The 21927-nt window shown below is 39.2% G+C and carries 17 protein-coding genes; 8 read left to right on the plus strand and 9 right to left on the minus strand.

Going from position 1 to position 21927, the window contains the following annotated elements:
• Positions 1-60: 60 nt before the first annotated feature.
• Genes Q0N70_RS01310 through rpe form a run of 4 tightly spaced genes read right to left on the minus strand, consistent with a single transcriptional unit; the run spans position 61 to position 3928 of the window.
• Positions 61-1185 carry a hypothetical protein gene (locus tag Q0N70_RS01310; RefSeq protein WP_294012632.1) on the minus strand — a complete coding sequence of 375 codons (1125 nt, stop codon included), beginning with the start codon at positions 1183-1185 and terminating at the stop codon, positions 61-63.
• Complete coding sequence (locus tag Q0N70_RS01315; protein ID WP_294012635.1) at positions 1186-2403, minus strand: hypothetical protein; 1218 nt, start codon at positions 2401-2403, stop codon at positions 1186-1188.
• Positions 2403-3302 carry a tetratricopeptide repeat protein gene (locus tag Q0N70_RS01320; protein ID WP_294012638.1) on the minus strand — a complete coding sequence of 300 codons (900 nt, stop codon included), beginning with the start codon at positions 3300-3302 and terminating at the stop codon, positions 2403-2405. Before Q0N70_RS01320 ends, Q0N70_RS01315 begins: the two co-directional genes overlap by 1 nt.
• Positions 3293-3928, minus strand: coding sequence for a ribulose-phosphate 3-epimerase (rpe, locus tag Q0N70_RS01325; protein ID WP_294012641.1), 636 nt, complete (start codon positions 3926-3928; stop codon positions 3293-3295). Before rpe ends, Q0N70_RS01320 begins: the two co-directional genes overlap by 10 nt.
• A 203-nt stretch (positions 3929-4131) precedes the next feature.
• Here rpe and Q0N70_RS01330 point away from each other — a divergent pair, with 203 nt between their 5' ends.
• The 4 genes from Q0N70_RS01330 to deoC are packed head-to-tail and all read left to right on the plus strand — an operon-like array spanning position 4132 to position 9520.
• Complete coding sequence (locus Q0N70_RS01330) at positions 4132-5070, plus strand: hypothetical protein (RefSeq protein WP_294012644.1); 939 nt, start codon at positions 4132-4134, stop codon at positions 5068-5070.
• A 39-nt stretch (positions 5071-5109) separates the two neighbouring features.
• Positions 5110-7854, plus strand: a complete 2745-nt coding sequence (greA, locus tag Q0N70_RS01335) for a transcription elongation factor GreA (protein ID WP_294012647.1) — start codon at positions 5110-5112, stop codon at positions 7852-7854.
• Positions 7855-7877: 23 nt separating this feature from the next.
• A complete protein-coding gene (locus Q0N70_RS01340; protein ID WP_294012649.1) occupies positions 7878-8813 on the plus strand; it encodes an MBL fold metallo-hydrolase in 936 nt (311 codons plus the stop codon).
• Positions 8810-9520 carry a deoxyribose-phosphate aldolase gene (deoC, locus tag Q0N70_RS01345; RefSeq protein ID WP_294012652.1) on the plus strand — a complete coding sequence of 237 codons (711 nt, stop codon included), beginning with the start codon at positions 8810-8812 and terminating at the stop codon, positions 9518-9520. The genes Q0N70_RS01340 and deoC overlap by 4 nt, the downstream gene beginning before the upstream one ends.
• 2 nt (positions 9521-9522) lie before the next feature.
• Here deoC and Q0N70_RS01350 read toward each other — a convergent pair whose 3' ends face one another.
• A complete protein-coding gene (locus tag Q0N70_RS01350; RefSeq protein WP_294012655.1) occupies positions 9523-9873 on the minus strand; it encodes a metalloregulator ArsR/SmtB family transcription factor in 351 nt (116 codons plus the stop codon).
• A 189-nt stretch (positions 9874-10062) separates the two neighbouring features.
• Here Q0N70_RS01350 and Q0N70_RS01355 point away from each other — a divergent pair, with 189 nt between their 5' ends.
• The 3 genes from Q0N70_RS01355 (at position 10063) to Q0N70_RS01365 (ending at position 15355) form a co-directional block, all read left to right on the plus strand.
• Positions 10063-13014, plus strand: coding sequence for an MMPL family transporter (locus tag Q0N70_RS01355; protein WP_294012658.1), 2952 nt, complete (start codon positions 10063-10065; stop codon positions 13012-13014).
• Positions 13015-13092: 78 nt separating this feature from the next.
• Positions 13093-13872, plus strand: coding sequence for an outer membrane lipoprotein-sorting protein (locus tag Q0N70_RS01360; protein WP_294012661.1), 780 nt, complete (start codon positions 13093-13095; stop codon positions 13870-13872).
• Positions 13873-13897: 25 nt separating this feature from the next.
• On the plus strand, positions 13898-15355 hold the full coding sequence (locus Q0N70_RS01365; protein WP_294012664.1) for a hypothetical protein: 1458 nt from the start codon (positions 13898-13900) through the stop codon (positions 15353-15355).
• 46 nt (positions 15356-15401) lie between these two features.
• On the opposite strand, the gene mtaB is transcribed toward Q0N70_RS01365, so the two are convergent.
• The 4 genes from mtaB to Q0N70_RS01385 form a co-directional block, all read right to left on the minus strand.
• Complete coding sequence (mtaB, locus tag Q0N70_RS01370) at positions 15402-16850, minus strand: tRNA (N(6)-L-threonylcarbamoyladenosine(37)-C(2))-methylthiotransferase MtaB (RefSeq protein ID WP_294012667.1); 1449 nt, start codon at positions 16848-16850, stop codon at positions 15402-15404.
• A gap of 10 nt (positions 16851-16860) precedes the next feature.
• Positions 16861-17490 carry a tetratricopeptide repeat protein gene (locus tag Q0N70_RS01375; RefSeq protein WP_294012670.1) on the minus strand — a complete coding sequence of 210 codons (630 nt, stop codon included), beginning with the start codon at positions 17488-17490 and terminating at the stop codon, positions 16861-16863.
• Between the two features lie 30 nt (positions 17491-17520).
• A complete protein-coding gene (locus Q0N70_RS01380) occupies positions 17521-17883 on the minus strand; it encodes a polymer-forming cytoskeletal protein (protein WP_294012673.1) in 363 nt (120 codons plus the stop codon).
• Between the two features lie 95 nt (positions 17884-17978).
• Complete coding sequence (locus tag Q0N70_RS01385) at positions 17979-20084, minus strand: DEAD/DEAH box helicase (RefSeq protein ID WP_294012676.1); 2106 nt, start codon at positions 20082-20084, stop codon at positions 17979-17981.
• A gap of 384 nt (positions 20085-20468) precedes the next feature.
• On the opposite strand from Q0N70_RS01385, the gene Q0N70_RS01390 reads away from it, so the two are divergent.
• Entirely contained in the window at positions 20469-21845 is a 1377-nt protein-coding gene (locus tag Q0N70_RS01390) for a hypothetical protein (RefSeq protein WP_294012679.1), read from the plus strand.
• Positions 21846-21927 lie beyond the last annotated feature (82 nt).

The raw sequence follows: 21927 nt of genomic DNA on the forward strand, positions 1-21927 counted from the left end.
TATCCGCAGCAACGGATGAATAAAAGTCTGCAACGCAAACTAATTTTTTTCAGCTGAAATTTAAGACTCTCCTAGAGTTCTGCCTTTTAACTGCTGAAAAATTCCGCAGCCCAAAAGATAAAGTTCTCCATTTTCAATTTTTATTTTAGCAAGAAACCGGACAGGCTTTTCCATATCAACTGGAGGCGTTGGAGTTTTTTCAAAAACAACTTTCACAGTTCCACTTGACGAGCGTTTTTCTTCCGTCGGAATATAATCCACCAAAAGCATACAGCCCCAGGAACCGTCGCTTTTTTGATATTCATTTATAGCAGTGCCATCCCAAATCACATAGCAGTTCTGATAAAGCAGCGGATTTTCTTTTACTTCAAGATAAGAATATTTGTCTTTTAAAGAACTGAATGTAGGCTCTTTAAAAAGCTCCGCCATCTCCAAGGATTTTTGCTTTATTGAAGAAGCCGCATTGCTATTTAAAATTTTATTAAGCTCAACTTGCGCTGCATTGTCCCGGCCTTCACCAAAATATTTTTTTGCAGAATTAAAAACAGAAGCAACCTGATTTTTTTCAAGCCTCACAGTAAAATCTTTTTCAGAAATATTTATCTGAAGAGGATTTTTTATTTCTTCTGTAGAAAGAGAAAACTTTGAATCAAACTCGGTGAGCGGCTTGTTAAATTTTTTCCAAGGCTCATAAACCACAAGCATTGAACAAACAATTCCTGTCAAAAGCCCCGCAAGAATGCAGTTTCTTATAATGTCCGGATTCATTCCAAGCGGCGGATAGAATTTTTTTATGTCGCCGGAATCAACCCATTTGCAGATTGTTGTGTAATCTCCGTAAAGCCTGATAAATTCCATTGCCGAACGCGCAATCGAATTTCTTGGATCAATATCAAGAACTTCAAGATAATATTCAAGAGCTCTGTCAGTTTCTCCGTGCCTAAGAAAAATAACCGCCTGCCCCAAAAGAAGCTGTGTGTTTTTTATTTTTATTTCACGCGCGCTTCTAAAATTCTGGGAAGCTTTTCCTGGAACATCAGCATACAAATAAGCAATTCCCAACGCTAGGTAATATTCAAAATCACCTTCATAAATATCCTCGTAAGATTCAAGAATATTTATTGCAAGATCAAATTTGCGGCGCTTTATGAGATGTTTTGCTATGTCCAGGTTGGAACGTCCCATTTATCTTTCAACTCCAAGTTTTGCAAGAATTGAATCAAGTTCTGAATTAAGCCGGGCAAGTTCTTCCTTGTCAACGTCACTTGAAAGAGAAGCTATGTGGTCAAGCAAATTTTGAATGTATTCAGGATCAAGCTGCTCTTCTGTAACTTCAACAAAAGGCGTTCCATTTTTTGTATAGTCGTGAATTTCTTTTTCTGAAAGTCCGGCTTCCTGAGGAGTAAGAGGAGTCGGAGCTGGCGCAACGTCTGTTGTAGGAACTGCAACTTTTGAATAAATTCCAAGCATTGTTTTTCCGTTCGCCAAGTCTGAAAGAAATTTTTTTCCAGCAGGAAGCTCTCCGTCTGTAGCGACTGAAATAAAAAATCCCACAGCAGAAGTTTTCAGCGGATCAAGATATGCAGTGTCCCAGTTTATGCAAAGCGCGGAATTATTGTACGACAAAACAGAAGTAAAACTTTTTCCATGCTGAACTGAAGGAATCCAGCCAGAAGAATTTACAAGATTTTCTTTATTCGCAAGCATAACATTGCAAGGCCTGCTTATTCCGGCTCCTTCAAGAAGAAACTGAACTGCCGCTTTTGCATTGCTAGAACGAATCCATAAATCATCAGACATATCTGTAAACTGAGTTTCAGAATTGACTTTGCTTCTAGCCGCCGTAGAAAAATGCGCTGAAGTATTTTCACCAAGAACAGTGTCAAACACGCCTTTTAACGCAAAGGACTGAATATTTTTTCCAAGGTTGATTGTATAAACTGTAACACGCAGCATATCGGTTCTTGTGGAATTAGGAATCGACGGAAGAAAACTAAAGTCAACAACAACCTGAGCAACATTCGGAATCAAATAAGCCATCTGCGCCCCCAAAGGCGTTCTGCGGCATTCAGTTTTTATTCCAGTTCCGCGGGCAAGCTTGTATTCTTTTCTTCCGGCTTTAAGAGCAAAAAAAGATGCCGAGCCTGAATCGTAGCTTGAAAGAAGCGCAATTTCACGGCCTTTTTCAGGAAGCGCGTAAAGAGAAAAAGCTCCAGTCGTGCTGTCAAGCGCAAGCCGGATTTCGTCCTTGTCAATTACAATATTTTTTTCCACAGAATATGAAGGTATTTCTTTTTTCTCCGAAGAATCTTTTTGCATTACAAAAGAAAGATCTTCATTCTGAGCGTTCAAAGTAAAAACAGAAGCGGCAAAAAAAGCAAAAGCAAATAAATTTTTTTTCATTACTTTCCCCCATATTTTTCATCAAGAAGTTTCTGAATCAAAGCGGCTTTTTCTTTAAGAGAATACATTTCCTCATCTTCAACTCCGCCAGAAGAAACTGGAATTTCTTCATTCGAATTTTCCGCGCGGACATTTGAAGCAGAAGGCAATCCTGCTGAAGCATTTTCTTCAAGTTCCCTGATTCTGCTGTTTGCAATTCTAAGCTGTTTTTTTAGCTCGGCAATATCTTCCGACTGCATAGTTCTAAGCTCGCGCTCATAGTTTTCCTTGCTGCTAAGATATTCTTCGCCAGTCATTTTTAAAAGATAAAGAAGTTTCTGCTCACGGTCACGCTGAGTTATAAGGTAAAGCTTGAATTCAGCATCGCTATATTTCGCGCTGTCTGGATATTCTGAAACAATTCTTTCATAAAAAGAGCGGGATGTCTCGTAATCGTAATCCTCATAAAAACATTCGGCAATCCAGTACAATGCGGAAGAATACATTTTGCTTTCTGGATATTCATTGCAGAAGCTTCCAAGAGCCATTACCGCGCTGTCATTTTGACCGATGCTATGCAACGCTCTTCCACGCTGATATTCAACCGCAGGAAGCAAAGAGCTTTCTGGAAAAGCGGAAATAAAATAATCGCAGGCATTCACAGCAGAAGAAAAATCTTCAGAATAAACAAGGCTCATAATAACCATAAACCAAGTTGAATCCGTTGAATACTCCTCTGAATCCGCAGCCTGCCTCAAAAATACAGAAGCGTCAGTCCAAGCTTTGTCTTTATAGCAAATAAGCCCTTGCACAAAAGAATCCGCCGCGCTTTCACCTAATGGACTTTTCTGGCTAAATGCAAACGGAAGCGCAAAAGTCAAAACAAGAAAAGCCAGTACAAAGCGTTTTTTTATTTCCATTCTAAATTCCCCCTGAAAAATGACGAGCCGGAAACAACAATATCTGTTCCCGCTTCAAGGACATCCTCCAAGGTTTCTTGATTTATGCCGCCATCTACAGAAATAAGATATTTAAAGTTTTTCTCTCTCTGTATATCGGCAAGTTTTCTGATTTTTTCAATAGTATATGGAATAAGTTTTTGTCCGCCCCACCCCGGATTTACAGACATAACAAGAACAAGGTCAACAAAAGGCAAAAGCTCTTCAACCGCGCTCAAAGGAGTTGCCGGGCACAATGCGATTCCGGCTTTTTTTCCGGCGTTATGAACAAGCTGAACACATCGGTCTGCGTGGCAAGTTGCTTCTATATGAAAAGTAACAATGTCCGCGCCAGATTCTATATAGGAAACAATTGAATTTTCAGGACGCTCAATCATAAGATGAACGTCAAACGGAAGCTTTGTGCATTTTCGGATTGAACTGATTACAGGCTGACCATAAGAAACCTGCGGAACAAAATGCCCGTCCATAACATCAACATGAACAAAGGAACTGCCCTTTTCTTCTATAAATTTAAATGCGGAATTCAAATCTGAAAAATCCGCGGAAAGGAGCGACGGCGAAAGAAATCGGCTGTTTTTTTTCATAGAGCCATGATAAATAAATTCCAATTATTTATCAATTGAAATTTTCAAGAACAAAAATCCAGGCAAAACAAAAAAAATTCAAAACTTTCAGGCTATAAGGCACGGAACTATTGACAAACACATTGAAAAACCATTATAAATATTACCCCCTTTTGCAGAAAATCACATTGACTAAATCTTTCAAATATATATAATTGAATCTTATGGGTATTCAGTCGGAAAACGCGCTCTGCAATGCGTTCAAACTTATTGAAATTTGCAATATTTCAGAAGCTTCGGAACTGCTCAAGGACGCGCTCACAATCGATCTGGACGACGAAGGCATTGTTTTTGCAATAAAATGCTGCGGATTCTGGATTGACACGCTGAACTCAATTCCCAGCCTTTCCAGTTTTGAACAGGGCGAAACTCTTCTGAACCAATGGAAGCAGTTTGTCTTTATAACCGGAAAAAAAAGCGAAAAGTACGAAAGAACAATTTATTCCTTTAAAAAAGGAATTTTTTCGCTCGCACTGGAATGCTACAGCAAGGCGGCGGACGAAAAAGACAACAGGCTCAAGTCTGAAATTTTAAGAAAAACCGGGCTTTGCTATAAAAAACTGGGTTCCTATGAAGTTGCACTTAACTTTTTAAAGGAAGCGAATGGAACTCTTTCCGGGCAGGCGGCCATTGTTGCTGAAGTTGCAGACTGCTACGCGCTTTGCGGGGAAACAAAAAATGCAAAAATGCTTTTTAGGGAAGCTTTTTACATAGATGCAAAAAAAATAGACTTCTTTTTTCTGGATTCGCCAATGATAAAGGCTCTTATAAACAAAGTTGAAGAGATTGGCTATACAGGCGAAGCGTTGCAGGAATGGGTTGCAGTTTACGGAGTTATACTTGAAGTTTTTACCGTAAAAAGGCTTTTAAGAGCGCAGGAAGTAATTCATCTTCGGCAGGAGATTTTTGCAAGAGAAAGCGAGATGAAAGATCCCGGAAGCAACAAGGAAGTTATAAAACCAAGGCTCTTGAACCTTTATTTTTGGCTTATAGATTACTATATTTCGTCAAAAGAAAAGTCAAGCAGTATTTCGGAAGTCATGCTCAAGATGAAAATTCTTGATCCTGAGATTCACAATTTATACAGATTCGGAAACCTCTGAAAAAGCAGAGAAGTTTATAAAAAACTAGGAGCAAACATTATGTCTGAAGAACTTGAAAATTCTGTCCGCGAAATGCTGAAGGCAGAAACATGGACACGAGCGGGAATTACAAACTTCACCAAGAACAACATCGAAGAACTTGAAAAAATTCTTGACGAATGTAGAAACCAGAACTGTGAGTATGCCATCAAGGATATCTGCGATGAACAGCTTGCGCACACAAAAGACAGCATTGTAGCCCTTTATCTTTCCGGCATGATTGCAATGCGCACAGGTTCCGTAGACACAAGCTCCCTTTACGCGCTCTTTGATATTTTTGAAAAGAACCACAAGGAATCTCTTGTTGAATATCTTTGCAATTCAATTCTTGAAGACGATCCGCAGAACAAGCTTGCTCTAAGAAAACTCGCGGATTATTACAAGGCTTCAAATGACGACAGGCTCTGGGAACTTTATGAGAAAATTGTAAAGCTTGACTTTGAAGAAGCTGAAATGGCGCGCATTCTTGCTGAACGCTATGATTCTCAGGGAAACAAGGAAGCCGCAATAAACTACTATAAAAAAGCATTGCTCCGCTTTGTTGCCGCAAAAAACATCGGCTCAGCAAAAGCTATATGGTCAATTCTTGTTTCTTACATTCCAGAAGAACTTGATTTCTTTATGCTGGTTCAGCGCAAAATTGCGAAGACAATCAGCGAAGACAAGTCAGCAATTCTTATGCAGGAACTTTACGCATATTACAAGGACACAGCAAAATGGGACACTGCAATCAGCATTCTAAAGCTTATTCTTGAAATTGACAGCAAAGATTCCTGGGCGCGCAAAGAAATCACAGAATGTTTCCGCGGAAAATACGCAGACCACTCGCATCTTGAAGACTACATAAAATCTTCAAATTTGAACCAGTCGTTCCGCAATGTTTTTGAAGCAATCAACGACTTTGAAAAACACATTGCATTCGACGCAAAAAATTACGTTTACCACAGAACTTGGGGCGTTGGAATTATTTCAAAAGTTGAAGGAGACATTCTTACAATCAACTTTGGAAAGAAAACCGGCGTTCACACAATGTCTTTGAAAATGGCAGTCAGCGCGCTTCAGCCTCTTGCAAAAGACCACATCAAAGTCTACAAGAAAACTGTAAAGCATGAAGAGCTTGTAAAAAAAGTAAAGTCTGATATTCCGTGGACTTTAAAGACAATAATCAAAAGCTACAATAATAACTGCGATGAAAAGCATATCAAGGCGGAACTTGTTCCTTCAATTTTGAAAGACGCAGCTAAAGATAAAGACGGAAAAACAAAAGGCTCAAGCGAATGGACAAGCTGGCACGCAAAGGCTCAGAAAATTCTTGCGGAAGCTCCGTTCTGTGTAAATCCAAATGACGCAAATTTCTATACAGTCCGCGACAGAGAACTTAGCAAGTCAGAACGTCTTGCAAACGAATTCAAGGCGAACAAGGAATTCTTCCCAAGAATCGACATAATGGCACGTTATCTTGAAACAATTGAAGATCCTTCTGACGACCAATTCTCTGAAATGTTCAGCTACTTTGCAAACTACCTCAAGGCATTCACTTCAGTAGACGAGCATATTGTGGCTTCTTATCTTGTTGTTCAGGAAATTGTAAAAAGAATTTCCGCGCTTGAAAATCCTGCAAAGTTCACATTCGCCGAGCTTTATTCAGAAATTGAAAATCCGCGCGAAATGTACACAAAGCTCAAGGACACAAAAAATACTCATCTCAAGAAAATGTTCCTTGCAAATATCAAGATGCTTCCGGACTGGGATGCTCAGTACACTTTCTTGTTCCCGACTGTGCTTGACAAAAATCTTATTGCGGAAATTATTTCAGCTGGAAAAGAAGAAAAAGCAGTACGCCTTGTTCAGGATATTTTCAACGACTACAGAAGCAACAGAAATGCTGTAAACTACTTTATTTCTAAATGCAAAACTGAAGAATGGTTTGTTGAAGCAAAAATTTCAGAAGAAAAGCAGCTTGTAACTTTGGTCAACATAATTTCAGTCTGCAACCGTGAAAAAAACAATCACGTAAACACAGTTGAAAACACAAAGACAATAAAGGAAGCCACAGCCCTTCTCTTTGGAAACAAGCTGAACGAAGACAAGAATCCAATGCTTGAGTATATGCTTGCAAATTCAACTGACGTAATTACAAGAATGTACACAATGGTCAGCGACCTTTCTGACCTTGAATTGCAATACAAAGCCGCTTTAAGAAACGGAATCTTGAAAAAATATCCAGACTTTAAATTCCAGGAAGCAGAAATCAAGCAGGAAGCTCCAAAAGGACTTCTGGTTACTGCAAAAATGCTCGAAGTCAAACGCTCTCTTGCAGAAGACATCGAAAAAGTTCAGCTTCCAAAAGTTGCTGCTGAAATCGGCGAGGCAAAAGAAAAAGGCGACCTTAAGGAAAATGCTGAATACATAGCAGCAAAAGAAGCTCAGCATCGCCTGAACGTTCAGCTTTCAAAACTCAAGGAAGAACTTTCGCGCGCAGTTGTATTCGATCCTACAACAGCGACGACATCGCTTGTTTCATTCGGAACAAAAGTTACATTGCATAACAATCTTGAAAACAATGAAGTTGTTTATACAATTCTTGGTCCGTGGGAATCAAATGTTGATGAAGGAATAATTTCTTATCTTTCACCGCTCGGAAACAATCTTCTTGATATGAAAAACGGAGAACAAAGAGCGTTTACAATCAACGACCACAAATACGATTACACTGTAAAATCTATTGAGGCCGCTGAAGTTTAACAAAAAGTGGAGCTGGCAAAACAATGGCTATAAATGAAAAATCATTTGTAAAACTTTCAGCTAACGTTGGAATGTTCTGCCACTCCACAAACATTGGAGTTGTTTTCAGCAATGACGAAATTTTTCTTATTGACTCAGGGCAGTCAGAAGAAGACGGAAAACTCATTGCTGAAACACTTTCATCTCTCTTTCCTGAAAAAAAAATCAAAGCTATAATCCAGACACATTCACACGCTGACCACTGCGGCGGCTCTTTGTATCTGAAAAAAAATTTTGAAACCCAAATTTGGGCTTCAGCTGAATCCGCAAGAATAATGGAAGTTCCAGCGATAATCGGAGCGATTTACTGCGGCGGAGTTTCTATAAAAGAATTTGATATTCCGCAGTTCACGCCGCCAGAACCAATTTTTACTGACAGAATTTTAACTGAAGAAAAAATCGAGCTTGACGATGTTTTTATTTCATTTTATTTTCTTCCAGGACACTTTTTTGATCAGATTGGAATTTTAGTTCAAGACAAATCAGACGGAATAAAAAGTTTTTTTCTTGGCGACAGTTTTTTTGGAATCGAGCTTTTAAAAAAAACATGGATTCCGTTTTTATGCAACCAAAAAGATTTCAGAAAATCAGTAAGAAAAATCGCATCAATAAATTCTGATTTTTATATTCCCGGCCACGGCTCAAAATGCACGTTCGCGACAATAAATGCGTTTGCAGAAATAAACATAATGGTTACTTACGAATTTGAATCTCTCATTTTAAAAAAAATCAATGAAGGATTCAAAACAACGGAAGAGCTTTTAAAAGCAATCGCCGACTATTCGTCAATAAAAATGAAAGTTGTTCCGTTTTACTTAATCGGCACAACGTTGCGTTCATATCTTTCCTGCCTTGAGCATGAAGGGCAAATCGCCTGCGAAATTATAGACAACAAACTTATTTGGAGGACTTTAAAATGACAAAACAAGAACTTGCAAAATTTATAGATCAGACTCTTCTTTCTCCAGAAGCAACAGAAGAACAAGTTGAAAAATTTTGCCAGCAAGCAAAAGAATACGGATTTGCAAGCGTTTGCATAAATCCAGTTTTTGTTTCAACTGCGGCAAAAATTCTTTCAGGCTCGCAAACAAAAGTCTGCACTGTAATAGATTTTCCGCTTGGAGCCGGAGGAACAGAATCAAAAATGTCGCAGGCAGACATTGCAATTACAAACGGAGCGGACGAGCTTGACTTTGTAATCGACTTGAATCTTGTAAAAAGCAAAAAATGGAACGAGCTTACACAGCAGCTTTCGTTTTTAACAAAGAGCGTTCAGGAAGCTTCGATGTTTGCAGAAAAAGACGGAATTCCACGCAAAGGAAAAGTTTTAACAAAGCTGATTTTGGAAACAACGCTTTTAGATGATGATGAAATAATTCAGTCTTGCATCTGCGCAAAAAACGCAGGATTTGATTTTGTCAAAACTTCCACTGGATTTTCAATGAAAAAACCGAACGGAGCAACAATCCATGCTGTTGAATTAATGAGGAAAACTGTGGGAAATGAAATGGGCGTAAAATCCAGCGGCGGAATTCATTCTACACAAGAAGCGCTTGATTTTATTTCAGCTGGAGCAAACCGAATTGGCGCAAGCTCAGGAATTCAAATTGTGGACGGACTAAACTGAAATTATTCAGACTGTTCTTTTCTTACTTTTTCTATTATCCTGAGACTTTCATTTACAAGCTTGTCAATTTCTGCAAAATTTTCTGAAATGGAAATTTTGTAGAAAACCCAAGTTCCGCGTTTTATTGTTTTTACAAATCCAGAATCCTTTAAAATTTTCAGATGATGCGAAATTGCAGGACGCGAAAGATTTGACTTGGAAGTTAAATCCATAACGCTTATTCCTTCTTCACCGGCATCTGCTATGTCAAGAATAAGTTTTTGCCGGACTTCATCACCAAGGGCTATAAAAAGAGGTCCGCATTTATTGAGCATTTCATGTATTTTTTTTAACTCGGATTTGCTTATTCCCATTTTGCAGAACCTCACGTTTTAAAGGATTATTAAATAATATAGTTTAAATTCCAAAAATGTCAATAAGTTTAAGTAATTAAACTTTTTAACATTTTTTTCACAAAACCTATTGAATTTTATAAAAAAAACATTATATTTATATATCAATAGGTTTAATCTTTTGAACATTATTCAGGAAAGGATTATTTTATGAAAAGGAAATTTCTAAAAACTTTTTTTAAGCATCCTTGGGCAATAATAGTAGCCACGCTGCTGCTCACAGGATTCTTCGGATTCTTTTTAAAGAATTTGGCTCTTGAAAATTCGCTTCGTTCATTCTTCCCGCAAAAAGACGCATCTTATGACCTGCTTACAAAAACTGAAGATGAATTTGGAAGCATGCTTTCTATTGGAATCACATTAGAAACAAAAAGCGGAACAACCATACTTACTCCAGAATACATCGATGTTGTAAGAAAAATTACTGACAGAACTCTTGAACTGCCAGAAGTTGAAGACATAGATTCTGTCACTCACATCGATTATGTTTGCGATGAAAACGGCTCAATATCAGCAACACAGCTTATCCCAGACACGTACACAGGAACTGATGAAGATATTTTCCAGCTGAAATCACGGCTTGCTGAATGGCACGATATGTACAACCGCGTAATTGTGAACGATGACAACACTGGATTTCAAATGCAAATTTCGCTCCGTCCAAAAAGCGATGAAACTCTTTCACTGGAAGAAAATCAGGCTCGCCTTGCAGAACTTACAGAGCAGGCAAAAACTGCGGATGACAAAACAGAAATCAATGCAGAAATTGCCCAGACAAAATCGAACATAAAAGAAATAAAAGCGCAAGTAAGAAAGCTCGGCACTGACATTATGAGGCAGCAGAAAGTTCTTGCAAAAGTAAAACAGATTGTAAACGAAGAAACAGACGGACATCATCTCAATGTAAAATTTGTAGGTGAACCTGTTCTTTCAGAAGAATCAAAGCAGTTTATGATTTCGGACTTGCTGGTTTTGATTCCGCTTGTAATTGTTGTTGTTCTTCTTTCTCTTTACATGAGCTTTAAAACTGTAACTGGAATGCTTCTTCCTTTGTGCACGGTTTTGCTTTCAACAATAATTTCCGTTGGAATGATGGGATTCTTTGGAATAACATTCACTTTGATTTCAAGCGTAATTCCAGTTTCGTTAATTGCAGTCGGCTCTGCATACGGAATCCATGTTCTTTCGCATTACTACATTGCAATCAACAGTGTTGAAGGTGAAATGACAAGAGAAAAATATGAAGAATGTGTTTTCTCTGGCTTGAATGAAGTTATTGTTGCTGTCTTGCTTGCTGGAGTTACAACAATTGTCGGATTCATTTCGCTTATAACAAGCCCGCTCGGACCCTTGCATAGCTTTGCAGTATTCACAGCGGTTGGAGTTTCACTTTCGCTTCTTCTTTCTATAACATTTATTCCTGCAGTTCTTCTTTTGAAGGATTACAGAAAAGCTGTAAAAAGAGAACGCAACATTGACAAGCTCACTGCAAAAGTAAAAGCAAAAATGGAAAAAGCAAAACGGCGTTTGGAGCTTGCAAGAATTCAGCGCGGCGGAAAAACAGAAGCAGAAGCTAGCGGCGACACACTTTATTCAATCTACAAATTTTTCTGCGGCTCTGTTCCACGTCTTGTGCTTACTTCAATTGTTATAATCGTTCTCTCGTTTACTGGACTCAGAGTTCTAAAAATTGATACAGCGTTAATCAACTACTTCCCAAAGAACTGCGACTTCAGAAAAGATGTTGACCACATTGACCAGCAATATGCCGGCTCAAACTGCCTCTTCTTTGTAATTCAAGGACAGGAAAAAGGCGACATTTCAAATCCGGAACTTTTGCAGGCTGTAGACAACATGGAGCATTATCTTGCTGCAAACCATGAGAATATCGGAAAAATCGTTTCCTTTACAACATTCATAAAACGCATAAACCAAGTCTGGCACGTTCCAGGAGCACAGCCAGTTTCATCCAGTGAATCATCAGACTCTTCTGCTTCAAGCGGATTTTCTGACGGATGGGACGACTGGGGCTCTGACTTTGGAACAGACACTTCATCTTCAACTTCTGATGACTGGTCAGACTGGGGAACAGATGACTCAAGCACACAAGCTTCTCCTGCGCAGGATTTTGTAGATCCAAACATTGCTTACAGCGAACAGCTTGAAACTTCAATGACAACAAAACAAGTTCTTGAACTTTTGAACAAAGCTTATGTTGAAGCAGGCGGACAGTACGCTTCTGTAGAAGATATTGTTAACCAGCTTATGAAGCAGGTTAACTACAATGGAACTGCATACTATGAAATTCCTTACGACACTTCAAAGTATCCTGTTGCGACACGTGAAGAACTGAAAAATGTTGTTGAAAACTATCTCACACTTTTAAGCGGCTCACTTGACAGATTTATTGATGACGACATGAATCCAAAGGAAATGCGCATAACTTGCCAGCTTAGAAGCCACTCATCAGAGGAAAGCGGAATCATAATTGCAGATGCCAAAAGTTACGCTGCAGAACATTTCCCTGAAGGATACACTCTTGAAGCAACTGGTTCAGCGCAGATGGAACACAGAATGACAAGCATGATTGTTTCAAGCCAGATAACAAGCCTTGCGCTTTCACTGTTCTCTGTTTTCCTGATTATCGCGATTTCATTTAAATCTTGCTGGGCAGGACTTTTGGGAGCAATTCCGCTTGCATTCAGTATTCTTCTTAACTACATGACAATGGGATTCTGCGAAATCAATCTTGACTTCATTACAAGCATTATCGCTTCGGTTGCAGTCGGAGTTGGTATTGACTACACAATCCACTTTATGACAACCTATAAAGAAGAAAGGGCGAAAACAGAAAATGTTGTTGAAGTTCTAAAGGAAACTTTCAGAAAGAGCGGACGCGGAATTCTTACAAATGCACTTGCTGTAGGACTTGGATTCCTTGTTCTTACACTTTCGAAGTTTATAGTTTTGCGCTACATCGGAATTCTTGTTGCAATCGTAATGTTTACATCAAGCTTCCTTGCAATGACAATTATTCCAGGAGTTTTGAATCTAACAGATCCAAAATTTATGCGTCCAAAAGAAAAAACTGAAAACAAATAAAAAACTTCTTGGTCAAAAGCCGAGAAACAACAATAAAAAATCCCGGATTTTTTTCCGGGAAAAACATGGAGGATAAAAATGAAACTTACATTTAAAACACTGACATTAGCAGCGGCGCTTGCAGCAGGAACTTTCGCAGCATTTGCAGATGCTCGCGGAGATGAAATCATGCAGAGAACACACGATGTTGCAAAGCCTGACTACAGCCGCTCTCAAGTTGTAATGCTTTTAACAGACAAAAACGGAACAACAGAACAGCGCAATGTTCTTCAGTACGGACGCAACAAAAATGACATAACAAGCGCAGTTATGGATTTCAAATCGCCAGCAAATATAAAGGACACAAGATTTCTTCAGATTGAAAACAAAGGCGCGCCAGATGACAAATGGATTTACCTTCCAGCATTGAAAAACACAAGACGTGTAAACTCAAGCGAAGGCTCAAAATCTTTCATGGGAACTGACGCAACTTACGACGATCTTTCTACACGCGAAATGGAAGAAGACACTCACGAGTTTGTAAAGGAAGACACCAAGAACGGTTTCAATTGCGAAGTTGTAAAAAACACACCGATTGATCCAAAGTCAAGCCAGTACAGCTACAGAATGGTTTGGGTAGATAAAGCAACAGACTATCCTGTTTACACAGAGCTTTTTGACAAAAACGGAAAACTCATAAAAACTCTTACTGTTTTCAAAATTGAAAATATTGACGGCTTCAATATTCCAATGGAAAACAAAATGGAAAATGTTCAGACAAAACATTCGACTTCTATAAAAGTTATTAAAGTTGATGTAAAGACAGTTCTTCCAGATAAAATCTTTACACAAGATTTCTTGAACACAGGAAAGTTCTAAAATTAAAAGCAAGGAGTTTCTTTATATGAAAAACAAAATTTTTGCGCTTGCAATGATTTTCTGTTCATTTGCATTTGCACAGGATTTTGATGACTGGGGAAGTTTCTCTGACGACACTGATGGTTTTGGAGGAGGCTCAAGTCCTTCAATTACATTCAGCGGCGAAGGAGAACTTCAGGGCAGAATGTATCTTGACAAGCCAGAATATGAAGGCCAGAAAGATTCAGATTACGACTCGGTTTCAGATTTTCCTGTTACCGCAACTCCATCTGCAAAACTCGGAATTAATTTTTCAGGCTCAAATGTTGATGCGGATGTTCAGTTGAAATTTGATGAAAGCGCAATTAAAGATTATCCACAGGATGTAATAGACGAGCTTACAATCCGCGGTTATTTTGGAAAGCTGAAACTTGAAGCGGGAAAAATGAAAGTTATCTGGGGAAAAGGCGACAAGCTTCATGTTCTGGATAATTTCAACGCAGATGATTACACTGACTTCATTGTTCCAGAATACATCGACCGCAGGCTCAGCACGCCAATGTTCCGCGCATTATATTCTTTTGAAAAAAATGATTTGCGCTTGGAAGGAATCTGGACTCCGTACATGGAAAAAGACAGATTCGCAACAGACGGAATTTGGACACCGGCTTCGTATACTGAATTGAAAAATTCAATAACTGAAATAGCCTCAAGCTGGGCAGCCAGTGGAACAGCAGGTCTTATGGCAGCCGCGCAATTTGACCAAGACGACTTGTACCCAGACACGCAAAAATTAAAATACACGCAAGCAGGTCTTAGGCTTACAGGCACATTCGGCTCGTTTGACTGGGGCGCAAGCTATTACTACGGACACTACAAGCAGCCATCCGCAGATTTGAGCGCGACAATTTTAAGCGGAAAAACAGCAATGCCTTCGCTTGACTACGACTGGAAACAAACCTTCGGACTTGAAGCGGCAACTGTGCTTGGAAGATTCAACTTGCGTGGCGAGTTTGCCTACAATTTGACTGACGACGTTGCAGGCGACAATCCTTGGGTTCATAACAACAGCATTGCTTGGCTTGCAGGTTTTGATGTGGATATTCCGGTCAACAATATAAACATAAACATTCAAGAAACCGGAACTTACATTTTCAAAGGCGACAAAATTGATGACGCAGAAGGATTTTCTAGTTACGGTGTAATGAAATCAGCATTGAAATCCTACGATGTTGACTACGACAAAACTGGATACACAAACAACAAGCTGGTTGTAAACATTACAGATTCTTGGATGAATGATAAAATCGCACCAGAAGTTACAGCTCTTTGGGGAATCGAACGCGGCGACCTTGTAGTTCAGCCAAAAATCGCATACAAGCCAAACGGAAATTTAACACTGACTTTAAGCGGAATGTACATCCATTGCAAAGATGAAGACAGTGAATTCTACGAATGGAAAGACAACAGCTTTATAAATGTTGGTGTCAACTGCAAATTCTAAAATTTAAAAACAACGGACGCTTTGGTAAAATCCATTGCGTCCATTTTTATTTTAAAAGTTCCGCGGAACACTCTTCTTCTTTTCCGCATTTTATGCTGTCTTCAAGAACGGAAATTATTTTCAGCATGACAACGCTTCCGGCTTCTAATTTTTTTTCGGATTCAAATTCTGCATGAAGAAAATTTTCTGTAACGGCATGAAAAATATTTTTTCCATCTGATTTCTGCAAAACTTTTTTTTCAACAGTCGCTTCAACAGCTTTTTCTTTAAAAGAATTTATATAAGAAATTTTTCCAGAAACCGCAATTTCAGTAAGCCACTTTACGCGCACATTTTTTATTCGCTCAGGAATTTTTGGAGTCATAGAAAACGCCAGTGTTCCAGGTCTTGCAGAAAAAGGAAAAGCATGAATCCAAGCGAAATTCATTTTCTTGCACAAAGATTTAGTCTGCTCAAAATCATCTTCCGTTTCTCCGGGAAATCCTGCGATTATATCACAAGAAATAAACGGATTCATTTTGCATTCTCTAAGAAGCTGAACCGCATTTTCAACTTGCTCCCGCTTATAAGGCCGGCGCATAGAATTCAAAATGGAATCGCTTCCAGACTGAATGCTCAAATGGAAAAACGGCTGAACTCTTTTATCAGACAAAACTGCACAAAGTTCTTTTGTTATATGCTGCGGATAAAAAGAAGAAATTCTAAACTTGACTTTTTTTGTGTTAGAAAGCAAAAACGAAAGCAAGTCTTTAAAGTCAAAAATTGCATCGTCTTTTAATTTTCCTGCATACTGGCTCAAGTTAACGCCTGTAAGCACAATTTCAGAAGAACCAAGACTTTCAATTTCTTTTGCACGCTCAAGAATTTTTTCAGGCTCAAGAGAAACAGAAGTTCCGCGGGCAAAATGAATTCTGCAGAATGAGCACGAATTATTGCATCCATCTTGAATCTTTAAAGTCGCCCGGCTATGCTTTTCAAAAACCGGCGTATACAAAGCAAACGGATTCACCGCCATTGGAATTTTTTTTGCAGAATCAATTTTTTCAAATGAAAATATTTTTTTGCTAACAAAGGACTTCAGATTTTCAAAATTGAATTTTCCGTTTTTAAAATCAAGTTCACCGCCATTCATCGCAGCGGCAATTTCCTTTAAAACAAATTTTTTTGTGCCGGGAACAATTACAATTCTATTTTTGGAAATCGAAGTTATTTCAGAATCAGCAAGCTCCGCATAGCAGCCGGTAACAATCAAAGGCGCATCAAAAAATTTTTCAAGAAGCAGTCTGATTATGCGCCGGGCTTTTTGTTCAGCTTTGCCTGTAACCGTGCATGTATTTATTACGCTTAAAATTACATCTTGAGAAGGATTTGTTGCAGACGAAACAGAATTCAATTCACAGGCAAAACCAGCATCAGAAAAAGAACGGGCAGCACCTTCTGTTTCATCCTGATTAAGCCTGCAGCCTAGAGTTTCAAAATGAATAATATTTTTCATCAACTAAAAACTAAAGACGCTCCTGGCATCTTTTTTTTCCGCGGACAGCATCGTAATTTTGGGAATTCAAGCCAAGTGCTCTGTCATAAGCTGTAATGGCATTTTTAAAGTCGCTGCACATTTCACGTGCATAGCCTAGCCTTGTCCACCAATGCGCGCTATAAGTCGGCTCATATTTTACAGCCGCGCTAAAAGAAATGTCCGCATGTTCATATTTTGTCTGGCGTACATAAATTTCGCCCATATAATAATATGCAGTTCCAAGCCGCGCCGCAGTTTCCGAAGAATTTGCAACATAACGCTGAAACATATCGAGGGCTTCATTGTTTTTTCCAAGATAAAATTTAGCCTCGCCAAGAACTTCCATTAAACGAATATCATAGGAATTTATTTTGCGCGCTTCTGTAGCTCTAAGCTCAGCTTCCTTGTACTGCTTGTTTCCGACCAAAGACCAGCACAAAACCGCATAAGAATCCATATTATTCGGATTGTTGGAAATTTCAACTTCGCAAACTGCAACCGCATCCTTGTACTTTCCTTCACGGTAAAGTTTAAGAGCATCAGGACGAGAGGCTTGCGAAAAAACTGCGGAAACAAAAACAAAAAATATAATAAATGCAAAACAATTTTTCTTATTCATATCAGCACCTTGAGAATTCAGCTTGAAAAATTACATTCCAGACATTGAGCATTTTCCAGAAAAAACAGAACCCGGCTCAAGCACAACCTGAGCAGAAGAAATGTCGCCAATTACAGAACCAGTCGAAGCAACATAAACAAGTTTTTTTCCATTTATATTTCCTACAACTTTTCCGCGGACAAGAACACGCTCTGTTGAAATGTCAGCGTTGACTTCCGCATTTGTATCAATAAGCAAATCGCTTGAAGCTTCGATTGTTCCGTTCATTTTTCCTTTTATCATAAACGGCTTTGAAAAACGTATATTTCCTGTAAATGAAATGTCGCTAGCCATTACCGTGTCAAAATCTTCTTCATCAGTATCAAACGGCTTTGAATCTTTTATTTCGTACATTTCTTTATTTTATTGATGAATAGCATTGAAGTCAATGCAAGTAGAATAAAAAAACGCCGCCATTTCTAGCAGCGCTTTTTATCTAAACTTAAAAATTAATATTCCTGAGCGTCAGATCTCTTGAAGAATGAAGATGAACCGCTTCTCTGTGTAGCAGTGTGAACTCCGGCTCTTGCATGAGAACCTCCGCGGAATCCTCTGTCTCTATCGCGTTCGCGGCGTCCGCCAAAGTCTCTGTCGCGTCCAAATCCATGGTCGCGTTCACGTCCTCTGTCGCGTCCGCCTCTTCTTGAACCACGGTCGCGTCCAAATGAATCGCGCTCGCCAAGTCCGCCGCCAGTAACTTTTGTGTCAAGGTGCATGTGCGGCAAAGAACGGTCGCGCTCAGAAAGCTCAATGGCTCTTCTTCCGTCGTCAGCTGGCAAAGTAAGAAGACAGAATTTGTCCGCCATATCAATAGCATCAACTTTGCGCCCCGGAACACCAAGCAAGTCATGGAAGAAATCCGCAATCTTTCTTGGATTGTATCCGTCGTCCCAGCCCATCTGAACATAAAGTCTAAGCTGATCGTCGCCAACAAAAACGTCTCCGCCTCTTCTTGAGCCACGGTCGCGTTCACGGCGTCCACCACGGTCTCTGTCGCGTCCCTTTGATTCAACAGAATAAGTATTGATTTTTCCGTAGCGGTTTTTGTTCAGCATTCCGCCGTAAGAAACCGCAAGCAACGAAGCTACAACTTCCTCTGGATTCTGACCGTTGCAAAGTTCTTCTGCAAGCTTGTCAAAAATAGGATCGCCTTTTCTTAAGTGAGGAACTTTTGGCTCTGAAGAAACATTGATTTCAGCATTTTCATCCGCGGAATCAGAATCAGTTTCGCTTTCAGCCTGAGATTCAGTTTTTTCCTGATTAAGACCAAGCTTGTTTTTAATATCAGAAAACAGGCGGCTCTTTTTTGCTTCAAGAACTTCTTCTATTGAAGGAACTTTGTCTTCAACAATTTCGCCCTTGGAACTTTTCTTTACAGTGTTGATAAGATAATTAAGACGTCTGCGTGTTTCTTCCGGCTTTACAAAAGTAACCGCCATTCCAGCAGCTCCGGCGCGTCCAGTACGGCCAATGCGGTGAACATAAGTCGGACCGTCAAATGGAAGCTCGTAGTTTACAACGTGAGTTACGCCTTCAATATCAATTCCACGCGCAGCAACATCGGTCGCAACAAGAATTCTTGTTTTCTTTGAACGGAATCTTGCAAGGATTTTTTCACGCTGTCCCTGAGGAATATCTCCGTGCAATGCGGCAGCTTCGTATCCGCGCTCATCAAGCGACTTTGAAACATAGTCAGCATCAGATTTTCTCTGAACAAAAACAAGTCCGAAGAAATCTGGCGAAATATCAATAAGACGAACCAAAGCCTCGACTTTTTCACTTTCGCGCACAACCCAATATTTCTGCTCAATCAAAAGAGGCTCTTCTTCAAAGCCTTCTTCTTCAACGATTTCGTACTCGCCCATAAAACGCTGGGCAATTTTCAAAATTTCTTTTGGAACTGTCGCGCTGAACAAAAGAACACGGCAATCCTGATTTGCGCATTCAAAAATATTTTCAATATCCTCGATGAATCCCATGTCAAGCATTTCATCGCCTTCATCAAGAATAAAATAATCGATTTTGCTGATGTCAAGAACACCGCGGTCAATCAAGTCCTGAACACGGCCTGGAGTTCCAACAACAATTTCAACTCCGCGGCGCAAAGCTCTCATCTGCTCGCCCATCGAAGCTCCGCCGTAAACAACAGCAGTGCGCGGATATTTTCCAGTTGCAAATGAAGCCATTTCAGTGGCAGTCTGCATGGCAAGCTCGCGTGTAGGCTCAAGAATTATTGCGCGGACATGGTCGCTTTCTTCACGCAAATCCTGAACAAGAGGAAGTCCAAAAGCGGCAGTTTTTCCAGTTCCAGTGCGGGCCTTTGCAATAACGTTTGCATCTCCATTCAAAAGGCGCGGAATTGCAAGAACCTGAATTGGAGACGGAACTTTAAATCCTTTTTTCTCAATAGCGGCAAGAGTGATTTCATCAAGTCCCAAGTCTGCAAATGAAATTGTCTCAGGCTCATTTGATGATTCATTTGAATTTTCCACAGAAACCTGTGAATCCTCTGCGGGCATAGTAATCCCGTCAACTTTGTTTTCTAAATCTTCCATAAACGATTCCCTTTTCCTTACATGAAAGACCGGAACCGCTTGAAAATATCTTTTTTTACTTGATTTTCCTTTTTACCTGGCAAAGCCTAAGAAGCGGCTGCAATCTGACATGCTGATGATATAAAATATAGCGTAAAGTATACAAGATTTTTCAAAGTTATTCAAGCCAAAAAGTACAAAAACGCAAAAAATGTCATAATTTTCTATAAAAATTCCATGTTTATCGTCATGGGGATGCCCCGTAATTATCTTTTATGTCATTATCGGGCTTGACCCGGTAATCTATTGAAATTTTATAGCTGATTCCCATGTCAAGCATGGGAATGACAGTTAATTTTCATAAAAATCATGCAGAAAATTATTTTTTTCAGAAATAAATATGTGATGAAAAACAAAATTACTTTTATAACAATTATTTTGTCGGCGAGCATCTGCCATGCGCAAATTGAATTTTATTCCGGGAACAATTTTAAATTTCCTGTAAAAGAAGGAAAAGAAAATTTCTCGCTCAAATACGATTCCGGCGCAAAATTAAAATTCCGCGGACTAACCTCCATTTGGATTGCAGGAATCGGAACAGAAACTTTTCACGATATTGCAAGCTCTTCATTTTCTGAATTTGAGGCAATGCAAAAATACCGCTACGGAATAAAATATTCAGCGGCAACAAAATTTGCGGCCACAGAATTTCTTGCAGGAACCTTGCGTTTTTCACAAGGAATTTCAAGGCTAAAGCATCCAAGTTTTTATGTTCCGGGCGCGCTAAAAAAGCCATCGCTTTTAACACCGGGAATTTCCCCTGCCCTGCCTTCTTGGACTTCTGCAAAAACTCCGTTGGCTACGGCAATTTCAATTTCTCCTGGAAACAAAAATTCTATTTTGCCGACATTTCAGTTTTCCATTCTTGAAACAAAAGAATTTTACGCGTCTGCCTTCAAAAGATTTTCAGCGCCGTTCATTCCAAACGCAAGCATTTCATTTTCAGGCGGACTTTTTGAATACGGAAGAGAAAACACTTCGGCTTGGTTTCAAAAGCAAAAATATTTTTCCAAGGAAAAACGAGGCGCGGCGGAAACTGAACTGAATTTTGTTTTTCCGCATTTTAGAATTTCAGGAGCGGCAGGAATATACGAAAGTCCGTTCGGCGGAAATTTTCTTTGGGCAAGGCTTCAAAATTTCATTCTTTTAGGCGACTTTTTGCTGCATTCTTTCTATTATATTGCAGACGAATCCTTAATAACCGCTGACAAATCTGAAAACAGAATAAAAACGCAAGCAGGCATAAATCCGCAGTACACATTTTGGATTGGAAAAACTTCAGCAAGCGCAGGAATTCTTTTTTACTCCGCGGAAAGGCAGACAATCGAAAGGCTTCCTTCTGACTTCAACGAATACTGCGCAAAAACAGCACTAAACATTTCAAGCGGAAAAAGCAAAATTTCATCAAACGCATCTTTTATTTATTCCACGGAAAAAAATGAAAAAGAATATTCCGCGCAAATAAAAGCCTCAAGAAATTTCAAAAGCTCCTCGGCAAACGCAAGTTTTTCCTACAAAAAAGAAGACTCGGGGAAAAACACATTTTCATTCACAAGCACAATTTATCCTAAAAAAATAATGCTGCATCAAGCCGGAATCGGATTTTCAATTTCTGAAAATGAAGGAGAGTTCAAATGCAGTCCTTCAGCAACTACGGTTTTTAAAAGCGGAAACAGAAAAATCAAATGGAACATAAAAACTGCATTCCTATTAAATTTTTAAACTTTCTTCAAAACAGCCCAAGACCTATTGAATTTACCGCTATTTTTTAATAAAATTGCTTGAATTAATTGCATTATGCGGA

This window comes from uncultured Treponema sp., from assembly GCF_945873775.1.
Classification (GTDB): domain Bacteria; phylum Spirochaetota; class Spirochaetia; order Treponematales; family Treponemataceae; genus Treponema_D.